Here is a 14,629-nt window from a genome sequence, read left to right as displayed (position 1 = left end):
CCATGGGGATAGCGATGAAAAATTATAAAAAATTTGTATTGTGTTTGTTCCCCATTTGGCTAGTAGTTTTATGTTGTTCTGGGCAAATAACAGTTGCTTCAGAACGGCAAACTGAAAGAATTGAAGGCATTAGCTTTCAGGATTCACTTGTTTTTTGGAAATTCGACGGTTTAAATTCCGAGGAATACAGTGATATGATGTCTTTGAATCAAGTATTAAAAAAGTACTGCATAAAAAATGGGCGACTGTATGACAAGGTCAATAAAGTGAATGTAAGTGGGATACATTTACAACTGAAAAGAAGCGCATTATGTGGAGAAGATGTATCTATTGTGATGGGGTTGCCTGTAAATCACTATTATAATTTTAAAGGTCGGCAAAAAGATTGGCGTTTTTTTAAGTACGATACAAATGGAAACCTGGACACATTTACTATTGCAAACTATACTACGCAGTTTAATAGAGGGGCTGGCTACTGGAAAGATTTTTATTTTGAAGATTTAAATACATATAAAAAAAACAATCTTAAAGTAAAAGAAGAAGGCCGGGTAAAAAAAAACTTCAAATATGGAGAGTGGAAGTACTATAACGAAAACGGAACATTAGACAGTATCAAAAATTACACCTTAAAGGATTCCATAGATGTGCGTTTCCCGCATTGTATCTTTAATAAGAAAGAGCCGTGTTATTGAAAGAAACGAGAACGCGGCTATTAAATAGGTACTCGTTGTTCAAAAGAGCGCCAGTGAGTAGTATCATTAGTATTCTAATATGTATTCTTACCAACAGTTGCACCTGTAAAAAAGTCATATATGATGCAGAAAACCCACCTCCTCTACCATTTAGTGTTGTTAAAAACATGACCAGCAGTATTGGGGGAGAAGTGGAGGTAAGCCTTTTTTTTAAACGCTATAAAGTTAATCCTAAAGGGTTAATAGTTAGAAAAGCACATGATTCAGAATATTATATTGAAAAAGAGAGCAGGGATACGATAATCCACCATCCGGAAAAACCTTATGGGGCCACTTTCTATTTTTTCAGGGACATCGATAAACGGAAAAAGATTAGATTAGATGAAAATGTAGTTGTTTTTAAAGGAATCCCAATTGAAACCTACGAGCGAACTATAACACAATGGAACGGTAAAGAAGTAGACACTTTACTGCAAAAAACGGTAGAATATTGCAATAATGCCATACATGGAAATATGAGAATTGTAAAAGAAGAAGATAGGACCATTCTTTATTCGACTAAATTTAAAAAAGGTTCAGGTTACTGGAAAGATTTTTTTTACACAGGTAGTTTAAAAGAAGAAGGCCAGGTAAAAAAGAATTTCAAATATGGAAAATGGACTTATTACAATAAAAAAGGAGAAATAGACAGCACAAAAACATACACATTAAAAGACTCCATAGATGTGCGTTTCCCACATTGTATTTTTAATAAGAAAGAGCTGTGTTATTGAAAGAAACGAGAACGCGGCTATTTAAATAGGTACTCGTTGTTCAAAAGAGCGCCAGGGAGGCTAATTCAGTACATCCTTTACTACCAAAATCAAGGAATGTCAAGAGTGTCCAGCCATGCTAAAAACATTTGTTTTTCTTCTTCATTAAGAATGGCCTCCCGGTGCAATAAGGTATAAGACGAAAGAGGCATCTTGTCATTTTCAATTTGGCTTTTGATAGACCTTAATTTACTTCTTTTCTTTCTGGAAGAATAGTTTCCCCATTCATTAAAATTCAGTTCGTATTTTCCTTCTTCTACGTGTTTTTCCAGGTACCAGCTGATCAGCTGAATTTTATTGTACCATGGATATTCTGTATTGTTACTGTGACAGTCGTAGCAGGACACCCTGATCTTGCGTTCCAATGTTTTGGGGACCTTGTTGACCGACAAAAAATCAGATTTAAGAACTATTTTACTTTGGTTACGCGTTTTGGGTATAAACTGTATACCTACAAACGTAACCAATAGTATTATGATCGAAATTTTGATAATTCTCATCTACTTGTTTATTTCTTTCTGTACCTTACCACAGGAGAGCATTTTTTGACCAAAATAAGGGTTCTTTACTTCGCTGTCGGCACTTAACCACTTGCCCCCTTCATTCTCATTGTATATGAGGTAGTACTGCTAATAATACCTTGAAAAAATGAGGGAAAAAGAACGCCTCATAGAAGAAAAGGAAAGTGTACTAAAACAAAAAGAAGAAGAAACCCGTGAACTGGAACAAAAAGTGAACGAAGCTTTTAAAGAAGTGGTAGCATTGGCGAAGGAAAATAACCCTGAGTTTATCTCCCGGTTCATGGAAGTATATCCGGATTTTTATTCGAGATTATTGGATATGGACCCCAACTTGCAGGCCAGTGAATTACACTTTTGTGCCATGCTGTTCCTCAATTTCTCTACCAAGGAGATTGCTGCATATACCTATGTCACCCCCAAGGCGGTCCAGACCCGGAAATACAGGCTCCGGAAAAAATTCGACATTCCTTCTGATAAAGATATTTCATTGTGGCTTAGGGAGTTGGATAATAAATAAATGTTTTATAAAACATGCGGAAATCCCTTTGTCCGGCACTCCGATGTATTTTATTATGTTAAAATTTTAACTTTTCATTAACTTTTTTTTATGAATTTAATAATTTATATATATTTGCTCAAGACCTATCCTGAATTGTAAAATCTACCTCATTTAATTTTATTTTTTTAACCTAAAACTTTAAGTATTATGAAAATGAAACGATTGTTTTTATGGATGCTAACGCTACCCCTGATTTTTATTTCTTGCCAGAATGATGAGATAAGTGAGGCAGATGATCTGAACAATTTGGAAAAAACAACAGAGCTCAGCGCCGAAGAGCTCGCGGGCATCAGGATGTGTAAGGACGTCTACCCGGAAGGTGTCACCCCCAGGGCCGCTGCCATTAGCGATAAGGTTTGGCCAAATGGCATTACGCTTACGGTGAAATTAGACCGGAACGCCTCTCAGTACGTCAGGGACAAGGTGATGCAATACGCCAACGAATGGTCAGAACATGCCAATATCACATTTAAATTTGTTACCAGGGGCAAGGCAGACATCAGGGTAACTTTTAAATCCGGAGGGTCTTACTCCTACATAGGTACGGATGCACTGCTTATCAAAGGCGGGGAAACCATGAATTTCGGATGGTTTGACGATAATACTTCCGACGGGGAGTTCAGCCGGACCACCATTCACGAGTTTGGTCATGCGCTCGGGCTGATACACGAACATCAGCATCCCGAAGTAGATATTCCATGGGATAAACCAAAAGTATATGAATATTATGGAGGAGCACCCAATTACTGGTCAGAGGACCAGGTAGACCATAACCTCTTTGCCACATACTCCACTTCAGAAACACAGTTCAGCGAATACGACCCCCTGTCCATTATGCATTATTCCGTAGACAATGCGTTGACCATAGGTGACTTCGAAGTCGGTTGGAATACTCAATTATCTGATACTGATAAAACCTTTATTGCCGAACTATATCCTTACTAAAAAGCAGTAAGGCCTTTTAGGAAATTGGTCATATCAATGTGTATAGTGTTATCCCTGAACTATACACATTGATTTGTTTTTAATCCACCCGCCGGCTAATATATATGAAAGTACGTTAAATTGTTAAAAGACAGTTACCGGTATATGTTTACTACATTTAGATTTTTCCTGGTCTTTTGTTTTCTGTTTCTCTTTTTCGATGGCTTACACGGGCAGGAAATCCGTAGAAACGGACTTTCCATACAGCCCTATGTAAAGTACAGGCAGGAAGATCTGCGCTGGTCTGTGGCCGGCGATATCCGGGGGCAGAACCCAAACATTTTATCGGAGCTGATATGGAAAAGAATACAAGGTCCGGAAGCAGGCGTATTGTTTGGTAAAAGGATATCCAAACGTTTTTCCGTACAAATGGATATGTCCTATATGGCCATTGCATCAGGAAGGGTAACAGATGCAGATTACAGCGAAGACAACAGGCAAGGCAATTTTTATCGCGAAAAACTGCGTGCAGACAAAGGGTATGTGTTGTCATTCGATGCCAGGTTGCAATACTGCCTTTTGGTTAATTCCGGAATACGAATCATTCCTTTCCTGGGCTATACCAGTAAATACCAGCACCTGTATATGCTGGATAATAAAGTACCTTTAATAGAGGGAAAAGAACTTAAAAGTACTTATACGCCCCATTGGTATGGAGGTTCCGCAGGGAGTACATTTATCTTTGACATACAAAAATTCCGGATCCTTCTTGAAGTAGAAGGCGATCTGGTAAAATATACTGCCGGGGCAAACTGGAACCTAAGGGAAGAGTTGGCACATCCCGTGAGTTTTAAACACCATGCCACAGGTAAAGGTGTCAATGCCCGGTTGTTTGTAGAATATCCCATCGGTAAGAAAACATATATCACATTTAATACGGATATTTCCTATCTGGAAACGGGAAAAGGAAGAGATAAGACCTTTTACCAAAGTGGATCGGAAGCAGTAACCCGGTTAAATTCGGTGATCAACAGATCATTCGGTATAGGATGTGGGCTTAAGTTTAAATTATTGTGACCCGGTTATAGACAGTCTTATGAACTTTTGGGCATAATCTGAAATAGCCCCAAACAAAAAGCGGAACAAAAAAAGAATGTTTTCCCTTTGCTCCGTCAAGTGCACTTCACAAAACGATTTTCGTACCGTTTTATACAGGGTTTGAAGAAATTGGCGTTCAGGAAAGTTGGGGGACTTTAAAACTTCTCACCATATGGCAACTAATACAATATTATGTTCACGATAGATTTTTATAAAAATCATATGGATTATCGTAATGAAACTATATTGTTTTTAGATTGGCTTCACTTTTCTTAAACTGTTCAGGCATAAAAAGGCAAGTGTTAACGATAGAATCACAGATATCCCTGCTGTCCAATGCATTCCATTAGTAAAAGCCTCTTTTGCTAAAACAATAAGGTCAGATGCCCGATCTGCCGATAGCTGATTTGCACGAGCGATAACACCTCCCAGGGAATCGACAATATTTAATTCGTTTTGAAGATCAGATCTGAACATTTTGTTTTTGTAAGCCAGTGTGCCAATACTTCCTAAAATTGCAATGCCCAGTGCTCCACCCAATTCTGAGCTTGTTTCGGACATTGATGAGGCCAGGCCGGCTTGCTCAGGCGGGGCACTTCCCACAATGGCATCTGTCACCAATGTAAAGACCAATGCAATCCCGAGAGAAAAGATGGTAAAACCGCTTACTATAAAAAACAGATCAAAGCTGCCTCCGAGAAAAAGCAGTAACCCAAAACCCAGAGCAGCAAGGACGAATCCCGCAGTCATGATAAACACAGGCTTGAATTTAGTGGTCAGATATTGGGTGGTGAGTGCACCGATGATAAACCCGATCCCTGAAGAAATGCCCCATAAACCTGCTTCGAATGCAGAAAAGTCCATGACCAGCTGAAAATATTGTGCAATAAATAAAAACATCCCGAAAAGCATAAATGCGGCCAGGAGGTTCAGGCTTAAAGAAGTAGAAAATTTTCGGTTTTCAAATAGCTTTAAATCGATAAAGGGATTATCCAATCTCTGTTGCCGTCGTATAAACAGCCAGCCAATCAGTATGCCGAGCAGTATAAAAAAAACCGGCTGAAAGTGAAGCCCTTCCGTTACAGCCATCTTGATGCCAAATACTGCAGACAAAATAGCAGTCAATGACATTAGGGCACTGATGAGATCCATTTTCCCCGGATTGGGATCTTTGAACTCAGGAAGCAGGAACGGGCCCAGAATCAATAATAGGATCATTATTGGAATAGCAACCAGAAAGACAGCTCCCCACCAGTAAAATTCCAGTATGATACCACCGATCACCGGACCTATGGCGCCACCGATGGAAAAGCTGGTAATCCATACTCCGATAGCCAGGGTTCGCTGTTTTGGGTCTTCAAACATGCTTCTGATGAGGGATAGGGTAGAAGGTGCCAGCGTAGCGCCGGCCACCCCCAGAATGGCTCTTGAAGCAATCAGGGAATTGGCACTGTTTGAAAAGGCGGCCAATACAGAAGCCAGTCCGAAGACGGCAGCACCGATTAACAGCAATTTTTTTCTGCCGATCCTATCGCCCAATGCTCCCAGCGGGATCATCAGTCCCGCGATGACGAAGCCATAAATATCTACAATCCATAATAACTGTGCACTGGTGGGTTGAAGATCCTCGCTCAACTTGGGCACTGCCAGGTTAAGGATAGTGAGATCCATGGAATAAAGCATACACGGCAGGGCGATAATGGCAAGCCCGATCCACTCCTTTGTTCCTGCTTTTTTTACGGCAATCTCCTTTTTCATAGCACATTAGTTTTTTGTTAGGTGTTTAATTTGAATGAGACAGGAATAGGATTGATTACTGTTCATTTTTATCTATCTTGATGAATATGACAAAGTTCAGTGATCTGTTTTGCATATAAGGAGTGTGAAAACGACTATTTAGAGGGGGGAATGTGACATATTACCGCTTTATAGCCGAAGCAAACATAAAATAGGAACTATTTATCAAAATAAAATAAACCCGACATTGACCGGAAAATCTGGTATAATCGTATGGGGAGATAATGCATTTCTTGATAGGGAGAATCAGATCAAATAAAAAATGCCTTAAAAATGATAAGCCCTTATAAATTTTATGATTTACAAGGGCTTATGGCCATTTGTAGTTCTAAAAAGTGCGCTTAACTGAACAATTTTCGAACCGTTTTATGCAGGATTTGAAGAAGTTGATTGAGGAAAATCGGATAATTTGTATCTTTAATGAAGTTGTGGATGCTACTGCACATACACACGAAACGTTGTGCGTTAGCCTGGAGAACAAAGGGATCGAAGAATACCAACAATCTTTGTAATGTATAACAATAATCTCATAAAACAATGAAGCTACTAAAGGCAATTGGTAAGCAGCTACAGCATCCCAGGGGGCTATTCGGCAAGATTTTGTTTGCATGGATGACGAGAATGACTATTACGCATGCCAGGTGGACAGCAGACCTCCTGGATGTACAGCCGAACGATGATATCCTCGAAATAGGTTTCGGAAACGGTGCAAATATTAAATTGTTGTTACAGCGAGCATCCGGAGGCACCGTGACAGGTGTCGAAATATCAGAGACTGCTCTCGAAATGGCATCTGGGAAAAATGCCAAAGCAATCTCGGAAGGCAAAGTGATACTACACCTTGCCCCAGGTAACACCCTTCCTTCTACAGATGGCGTATTTGACAAGGCATGTACGGTTGCTACGGCGTATGTCATTGAAGATCCGGGAGCAGTATTTAAAGAAATGTACCGTGTCCTCAAACCCAATGGACGTGCGGCCGTTACATTTCCCATCCGGGAGAATTTTATGCGATTTAAACCAGTAGGAACGGAAGGCTTTTACCTCCATAAGCTTGCAGATCTTGAAACAGCATTTCGCGATGCGGGCTTTATCAATTGCCGAACCGAACGTAATGACCGGGTAAAATTTGGTGCTCATTGTATGCTTGGAGAGAAACCGGACATCAACTAAAAAGGGCTTCCCATGGACAACATCTATCCTTTAATGCCAAAATAAAATCCATGATCCCGGATTGATCCGTGATCCGCAATTGCATTTAACAGCCGTACAGAAATAAAAAAGGGAGCAAAGAAGAATATTTCCTCTTTGTCCCGTCAAAGTGTGTTTCACAGCATAATTTTCGAACCATTTTATACAGGATTTAAAGAAATTAGTACACATAAAACAGAGTATCCTAAACGATGGTTTTATTTGTAATAATAAAGTGTATATCTGTCCTGTTTGGCGGCTCCAATGATACAGATCTCGAACCCATTTTTGGAAGCCCCCGAACTTTTATGTACGATTTTGGAATTAAAATATTCAAAACTGAAATGTAATTAGAATGCTATAGGCAAACATATGAATGTAAGTTAATACACGTGTTTTTAACGGTTATTATTTATAATATTTTATACGATTATACGTTTATTTAAAGTAGAAAATTTTATATCTTATCAGATTAAGATTATATTTTTTTAAGATTATTTTTGGTTTTTATAAAACAGAAATATATATTAGCAATCATTTAATCTCATCGATGACCAATTTATACCTGTAGATTTCAGGGATGATGTTTCCAGTTTTTTTAAAAAAAAATATTGTTGTAGTTGTTTGATTTTTAGTATTTTGAAACAGCTGTTCTTGTGCAGGACATTAATTGAATTGAGAATGTCTGAATAACAGATACACATTGTTTTAACAAAATAGTAATAAATTCTTAAATAAGTTGACGATATGGAATTAAGAGATCTTTAACTAAATTCGACCTGTTTTTTTAATCTATCCCCCCTCTATATTATAAGTTCATTTTATAACCCAAATCTTATCAACCTATGAACAGCGAAACGCTTCTAGGGCAGTTGAATATTGCCCGGAAAAATGAGAACAGGGGAATTACTTTTATATCGGGTACGGACGCAGAGGAGAAGGTTTCCTATAAAGCCCTTTATGCAAAAATGCTTTTATGCCTGGGATATTTGCAATCCAGGGGGCTGCAACCGGGAGACGAGGTTGTTTTTCAGATTGATGATAATAAAGATTTTCTGATCTCATTCTGGGCTTGTATTGCCGGGGGCTTTATACCGGTACCGCTTTCTGTTTCACATCATAAGGAAGGGATCTCCAAACTTCTTCGGGTATGGCAGGTATTAAATACGCCTGTTTTATTGACCACTACTTCCAATTTCGAAAAACTCGGCAAACATATCGATGTTGATAGCAGCGTTAATGATCGTGTGCTTTTTGTCTATGATGCAAAGGGCCATGAAATTGGGGGAGCTGTACATCAAAGTTCTCCCGATGATATTGCATTCATTCAGTTCTCTTCCGGTTCTACCGGTGATCCGAAAGGTGTTGCCCTGACACATACCAACCTGCTCAAAAATATAGAAGGGATCATAACCGGGGCATCCCTGGAAAATGGACATAGAATATTCAGTTGGATGCCTCTTACTCACGATATGGGGTTAATAGGCTTCCATCTCACCCCGGTAGTTCTGGGGGCCGATCAGTATATTATGCCTACCGAGCTCTTTATAAGGCATCCCTTATTGTGGATACATAATTTGTCAAAACGCCGTATTCATGTTACTTCTTCCCCGAATTTTGGCTATCAACACTGCCTTAAATTTTTCAATGAAGACAAGTTGCAGGGGGTAGACCTGTCTTCGGTCTGTAGGATATTTAACGGTGCAGAGCCCATTTCGGCAGAGGTATGCCGTCAGTTCCTGGACGCTTTTAAACCTTTCGGATTAAAGCAAAGCGCTATGTTTACCGTGTATGGCCTGGCTGAGGCCTCCCTGGCGGTAACCTTTCCCCGTGCCGGCCGCCCCATGTCCTCAATAAAGGTCGACAGGAGATCACTGGGGCCGGGACAACGGGTTGAACTCATTTCGGAACGGGCCCTGGAAATGGTAAACTGCGGCAAACCCATTTCCTTTTGCGAACTGCGGATATCGGATGAAAATGGAAAACCCGTGGAAGAAGGTACAGTGGGATTTGTACATATCAGGGGAGAAAATGTCACCAAAGGCTATTATAACAATCCGGAAGCGACAGCCAGGACCATAGACAGCGATGGCTGGCTGAATACCGGGGACCTGGGTTTCATCTACAAGGATGATACTTTCATTACCGGGAGGATGAAAGAGATCATTTACGTCGCAGGGCAGAACATTTACCCTCACGACCTGGAACGGGTTGCTGAAGAATTGGATGAGATCGAGGGAGGGAAAGTAGTTGCCTGTGGTATCCCAAACGAGAGTGCCGGCATTGAGGACATCGTACTCTTTGTACTGTTCAAACGAAAAGCCCCTGATTTTTTGCCTCTTCTGAAAAAACTAAAAAAACACATTACAACAGCAGTTGGTATAGAAGTAGCCCATATGATCCCCGTCCGGAAAATCCCGAAAACTACCAGTGGGAAGATCAAAAGGGTAGCCATGGCGGAAGAATTTATCAGTGGGACATACGAGGGGGTATTACAGGAGCTCAGGATATTGCTGGAAGAGGAATTACAGGAAACAGTTATTGCAAATGATAATAATACATACACATACCTAGAAACTTATACCTGGATACGACACTGGTTGTCCAAAAGGCTGCAATTACCCGTAGAAGAGATCACGGCGACAAAAAGCTTTGAAGAACTGGGGATGACCTCTCTTATTGCTGTAGAGTTTTCCCGGGCCATAGAAACAGACCTTGGCCTGAAAACCAATCCTACCATAGCGTGGAACTTTCCCGATATGCAAAGCCTTGCTAAGGGTTTGTGTAATAAAGAAGTAGAACAGGATCCCCTGGATTTTAACCAAGAAGAAGGGGAGGGGGGTATAGACGAACCCATAGCCATTGTGGGAATGGCCTGCCGTTTCCCCGGGGCTGACTCCCCGGATGAATACTGGACACTCCTGGAAGAAGGAAGAAGCGGTATCAGGGAAGTGGAGAACAGCCGGTGGAACAGGGAATACATTTTATCGAAAGCAGAAAAAACGATAACCAGGGGAGGTTACCTGAACGATATCGACCACTTTGATGCCCCGTTCTTCCGTATTGCCCCGGTAGAAGCAGAGCACATGGACCCTCAACAACGGTTGGTACTGGAAGTTGCCTGGCATGCCCTCGAGGATGCCGGGATACCGGAAGACAGGCTTTCCGGTTCCGATACAGGCGTTTTTATAGGGGCGAGCAGCAGTGATTATTCCAGTTTGCAACTCAATAATCTGTCGGCGCTTAATGCGTACAGTGGTACCGGAAATTCGTCCAGTATCATTGCCAATCGTATATCCTACCTGTTCGATCTCACCGGGCCAAGCATAGCGGTAGATACGGCCTGTTCGTCCTCACTTGTAGCTGTACACCAGGCCTGCCAGTCCCTGAAACTGGGGGAGAGCGATACCGCCCTGGCCGGGGGAGTGAACCTTATCATTAATCCTGCCCTTAATGTTGTATTTACCAGGGCAGGCATGCTTTCCGAAGACGGGAATTGCAGGACATTCGACACCTCGGCAAACGGCTATGTACGTGGCGAAGGGTGCGGTATGGTAGTCCTGAAAAGACTAAAGGATGCCATAAGGGATAACGACCGGGTGCATGCCATTATAAAAGGATCGGCCATTAACCAGGACGGAAAAAGTAACGGTCTTACTGCACCGAACGGCAGGGCCCAGCAGGCCGTCATTGAAAAAGCCTTGCTCCGGGCAAAGGTAAGCCCCGGACAATTGGGCTACATGGAGGCCCACGGTACCGGAACACCTCTCGGGGACCCTATAGAACTTCACGCCCTGGCAGAAGTTATCGATAAGGGGAATGACTGTAAAAAATGCCTGGTAGGCTCTGCAAAGGCCAATATCGGGCATCTCGAAGCGGCAGCCGGGGTTGCAGGGCTGATAAAAACCGTGTTGACCCTGAAGAACAGGAAGGTCCCGAAACTATTGCACTACCGTGAACGCAATCCGCATATCCGGTTAAAGGAGAACTCCGGAATATGTTTCCCCGAAGAACTAACACCCTGGGAAACCGAGGGTAGAAGATTGGCCGGGGTAAGCTCTTTTGGTTTCGGAGGAACCAACGCTCACCTGGTATTGGAAGAAGCCTTGCCGGTAGTTGAGGGGACAGATAAAGAAGAAAAACTTTCCCATTATCCCATAGTCATAACGGCAAAAACGGGACCGACACTGGAAAAACTCACCAACCTGTGCTGTCAATGGGTTGCCGGAGAAACCCCCGATCTGGCCTCCATTTCGTATATGACCACATGCAGAAGGACAAAGTTCGGGCATGCGAAGATCGTTGTAGTAAAGAACAGGGATGAACTTTTAACTGCGTTGAATACCGCCCCGGTCATAACACTAAAAGATACTCCCAACGATACTCTTTTTTTCCTTTTTAACGGAGGAACGGCAACAGTTTCTTTATTAAAGGAAGCCCTGAGCAACTTTGCCGGGCTTGAAGATATCAGGGATTGTTTTGAACAGTTTTTCGAAAGTGGAGAGAACCCCCGGTCACCCGAAAAATACCCCACGGTTATTTCCCTGCTTTTTGGCATAGGTATGGCCAGGTGCTATCTCACCGCCAATATAAATTCAGCATCGGTAATGGGAACGGGAAAAGGCAGGCTGGCAGCAGCGTGTTTTTCAGGGGCCATCACCCTGCAAACAGCAGTAGGCCTGGCCGGGAAACTGGACGAAGGCAAACAGGAAGCATGGAAAACAGTGGAACAAGACAATGCGTATCGCAATGGACTTATACCGCTTCTGGATGAAGTTACCCTGGAAGAGGTCACGGCCATCGGTCTGTACCTCAGGGCAGGATTGACGGCTGAGCCCCATGATAATGGAAAATCGAAAATAACCGGAGACCATCGCATCCTCGGGATAGGAATAGCCCCGGAAGATGGATCATTGGATGGGCAACAATACCCCGGATTTGATGTTACTCAAGGATTTGTCCCCCAGTTCCTCGAATGCCTGGCGAAGTTTTTCTCTGAAGGGTTCCATATAAAATGGGATATGTTGTATACAAAGCATTTCCCCGGATTTGCAGATAAACTGCCACAATACCCGTTTGAAAGATCATCATACTGGGTAAAAAGCAGGGAGAGTTCCCTGGATTGGTTACCCGGAGCAGAAAAGGCAGATGAAACTGAGGACCTGCTGAAAAAGCACACTTACGAGTCCTATTGGAAGAAAAGCGAGGTCCTTCCGGAAGTTTCTTTCCCCGACAATACATACTGGGTACTATTTACGGAAGAAGAGGGACATGGCCATGCTGTGTTACAACAGTTACAGGCCGCCGGACAGAACGTATCGGTTATTCCTCCCGGCAGGAAAGCCACTGAAGATATAGCCCGGTATCTTAATGAAATACCTGTAAATAACAGTACTTCATATAGTGTTCATTGCCTCTACTTCCAGGAGACAACCGGGATGGAAGAGCCTTTTCCCGAAGATCATTTCCGGCTGATAGAAGTGGCCCGGGCCATAAACAGGAATGCAGAAGAGGCATCATTGCATGTCATAACCAAAAATGTTCAGCCGGTAGGCAAGGTGGAACTCGAAGGCTTGTTACAATCGCCTTTGTGGGGGATAGGTAAGACGATAGCCCTGGAAATGAAAGAGAACTGGGGCGGATTGATAGACCTGGGCGACCAGTCCGCAAGCCTGGCGACAAAGCTCATCCTTTCGGAAATATGCGATCCCTCGAGTGAAGACCTGGTTGTTTACAGGGACAGGCAGCGATATGTATACAGGCTCAGGAAAGGCGTATATACACATGCCGCACCGATCACCTGTGATGCCAACGGTGTTTACCTGGTCACCGGGGGACTGGGTTACCTCGGCCTTAGGCTCACCCGCGCACTGATCGGCCAGGGGGCCAAAAAAGTGGTCCTTACTTCCAGGAAAGGGATGCCGTCCGCAACCGGGCTTCCGGATGGAGACAGCAGAAAGGTTATCATCGATGAGCTCGGGGAACTCCAATCCCTTGGAGCGGAGGTTAAGGTCGTAAAGATGGATGCTTCCAATAAGGCCGACATACAAAATACCATTCAAAGTATTGCACAACAAGACTTGCTAAAAGGGGTTTTCCACCTTGCAGGCATTACAGAATATCACCCGGTAGATACCATGAACCGGGAGCAATTTATGGCCACAGCAGCACCGAAGGTCTCGGGGAGTTGGTACCTGCATCACTTTACCAGGGACCTTCCCCTGGAACACTTTGCCTGCTTCTCCTCGGCAACGGCGGTCTTTGGAGGAAAAGCTCAGGCACATTATGCCGCTGGTAACCAGTTTATGGACCAGCTTGCACATTACAGAAGGAGCCTTGGGCTTCCTGCGCTGACCATTGATCTTGGTCCGGTGGCCGGGGGAGGAATGGCAGAAAAGAACAAGCTGATGTTTAACAGTATCGGGATTACCGAACTCGAGCCTTCAAACCTGATATACAACATTCTCTGCCTGATGAATACCGAGGCAACGCAAGTGTTGATATCCTCAGTGGATTGGAACAGGTTCAGGGAACTATACGAACATTATGTGAACCGGCCCGTATCCGAAGATCTTACGGAAAATAGTGGGGAAGCCTCGACAGGGACATCCCCTTTCTTAAAGCAGTTGGCCAGCCTGCCAGTGGACGAACGGGAAGAAGTTTTGAAAAAACACATTCGTTCACAGATAACCTCGGTATTGGGCTATAAAAACCCGGTTCCGGATGATAAAGGTTTTTTTGACCTGGGAATAGACTCCATCTCTGCTTTGGTCATCAAAGAAAAACTGGAATCGGGCCTCCGGGTAAAACTGCACCAGACCGTAGTATTCGATTATCCTACGGTCAACGATATAATGCGATACTTTAAGGAGGAGCTTATGGTATCCTATTTTACTACCCCCTTAACAACCCCTGAAGAAAATAACATACTCCCCGAATATTCTTTAGCTGAAGGTCTTCCGGGAAATCTCGACCAGATGACGGAAAGTGAACTGGAAGATGTTTTAAAAGATCAGTTGAAAAACATTTTATAGC

The 14,629-nt window shown here is 42.8% G+C and carries 9 protein-coding genes; 7 read left to right on the top strand and 2 right to left on the bottom strand.

Annotated elements, in window-relative coordinates:
- The first annotated feature begins 14 nt into the window (after positions 1-14).
- Both KN811_RS21900 and KN811_RS20170 read left to right on the top strand, forming a co-directional pair.
- Complete coding sequence (locus tag KN811_RS21900; protein ID WP_247716572.1) at positions 15-692, top strand: toxin-antitoxin system YwqK family antitoxin; 678 nt, start codon at positions 15-17, stop codon at positions 690-692.
- Positions 693-859: 167 nt separating this feature from the next.
- Positions 860-1,465 carry a toxin-antitoxin system YwqK family antitoxin gene (locus KN811_RS20170; RefSeq protein ID WP_216334982.1) on the top strand — a complete coding sequence of 202 codons (606 nt, stop codon included), beginning with the start codon at positions 860-862 and terminating at the stop codon, positions 1,463-1,465.
- 89 nt (positions 1,466-1,554) lie between these two features.
- Here KN811_RS20170 and KN811_RS20165 read toward each other — a convergent pair whose 3' ends face one another.
- Positions 1,555-2,004 carry a heme-binding domain-containing protein gene (locus KN811_RS20165; RefSeq protein ID WP_187964419.1) on the bottom strand — a complete coding sequence of 150 codons (450 nt, stop codon included), beginning with the start codon at positions 2,002-2,004 and terminating at the stop codon, positions 1,555-1,557.
- Between the two features lie 148 nt (positions 2,005-2,152).
- Between KN811_RS20165 and KN811_RS20155 the strand changes: the two genes are divergently transcribed.
- From KN811_RS20155 to KN811_RS20145, 3 genes are all read left to right on the top strand, one after another.
- Positions 2,153-2,542, top strand: a complete 390-nt coding sequence (locus KN811_RS20155; RefSeq protein ID WP_187964418.1) for a helix-turn-helix transcriptional regulator — start codon at positions 2,153-2,155, stop codon at positions 2,540-2,542.
- Between the two features lie 189 nt (positions 2,543-2,731).
- Entirely contained in the window at positions 2,732-3,529 is a 798-nt protein-coding gene (locus KN811_RS20150; protein WP_216334980.1) for a M12 family metallopeptidase, read from the top strand.
- A 144-nt stretch (positions 3,530-3,673) separates the two neighbouring features.
- The gene (locus tag KN811_RS20145; RefSeq protein WP_187964417.1) at positions 3,674-4,585 is read left to right on the top strand and encodes a hypothetical protein; all 912 of its coding nucleotides are present in this window, start codon (positions 3,674-3,676) and stop codon (positions 4,583-4,585) included.
- Positions 4,586-4,858: 273 nt separating this feature from the next.
- Here KN811_RS20145 and KN811_RS20140 read toward each other — a convergent pair whose 3' ends face one another.
- A complete protein-coding gene (locus KN811_RS20140; protein WP_187964416.1) occupies positions 4,859-6,364 on the bottom strand; it encodes an MFS transporter in 1,506 nt (501 codons plus the stop codon).
- Positions 6,365-6,940: 576 nt separating this feature from the next.
- On the opposite strand from KN811_RS20140, the gene KN811_RS20135 reads away from it, so the two are divergent.
- Positions 6,941-7,576 (top strand): class I SAM-dependent methyltransferase, encoded by a 636-nt coding sequence (locus KN811_RS20135; protein WP_187964415.1) that lies wholly within the window; start codon positions 6,941-6,943, stop codon positions 7,574-7,576.
- An 863-nt stretch (positions 7,577-8,439) separates the two neighbouring features.
- The gene (locus tag KN811_RS20130) at positions 8,440-14,628 is read left to right on the top strand and encodes a beta-ketoacyl synthase N-terminal-like domain-containing protein (protein WP_187964414.1); all 6,189 of its coding nucleotides are present in this window, start codon (positions 8,440-8,442) and stop codon (positions 14,626-14,628) included.
- Position 14,629: the final 1 nt, after the last annotated feature.

It is taken from the genome of Sinomicrobium weinanense, assembly GCF_018863395.1.
Classification (GTDB): domain Bacteria; phylum Bacteroidota; class Bacteroidia; order Flavobacteriales; family Flavobacteriaceae; genus Sinomicrobium; species Sinomicrobium weinanense.
Note: the sequence above shows the minus strand (reverse complement) of the source record. Positions and strands in the feature narration are given on the sequence as shown.

What these genes read in the sequence shown, in the direction of transcription:
- KN811_RS21900 (WP_247716572.1), top strand. Translation starts at nt 15, where the DNA reads ATGAAAAATTATAAAAAATTTGTATTGTGTTTGTTCCCCATTTGGCTA.
- KN811_RS20170 (WP_216334982.1), top strand. Translation starts at nt 860, where the DNA reads ATGACCAGCAGTATTGGGGGAGAAGTGGAGGTAAGCCTTTTTTTTAAA.
- KN811_RS20165 (WP_187964419.1), bottom strand. Translation starts at nt 2,004, where the DNA reads ATGAGAATTATCAAAATTTCGATCATAATACTATTGGTTACGTTTGTA.
- KN811_RS20155 (WP_187964418.1), top strand. Translation starts at nt 2,153, where the DNA reads ATGAGGGAAAAAGAACGCCTCATAGAAGAAAAGGAAAGTGTACTAAAA.
- KN811_RS20150 (WP_216334980.1), top strand. Translation starts at nt 2,732, where the DNA reads ATGAAAATGAAACGATTGTTTTTATGGATGCTAACGCTACCCCTGATT.
- KN811_RS20145 (WP_187964417.1), top strand. Translation starts at nt 3,674, where the DNA reads ATGTTTACTACATTTAGATTTTTCCTGGTCTTTTGTTTTCTGTTTCTC.
- KN811_RS20140 (WP_187964416.1), bottom strand. Translation starts at nt 6,364, where the DNA reads ATGAAAAAGGAGATTGCCGTAAAAAAAGCAGGAACAAAGGAGTGGATC.
- KN811_RS20135 (WP_187964415.1), top strand. Translation starts at nt 6,941, where the DNA reads ATGAAGCTACTAAAGGCAATTGGTAAGCAGCTACAGCATCCCAGGGGG.
- KN811_RS20130 (WP_187964414.1), top strand. Translation starts at nt 8,440, where the DNA reads ATGAACAGCGAAACGCTTCTAGGGCAGTTGAATATTGCCCGGAAAAAT.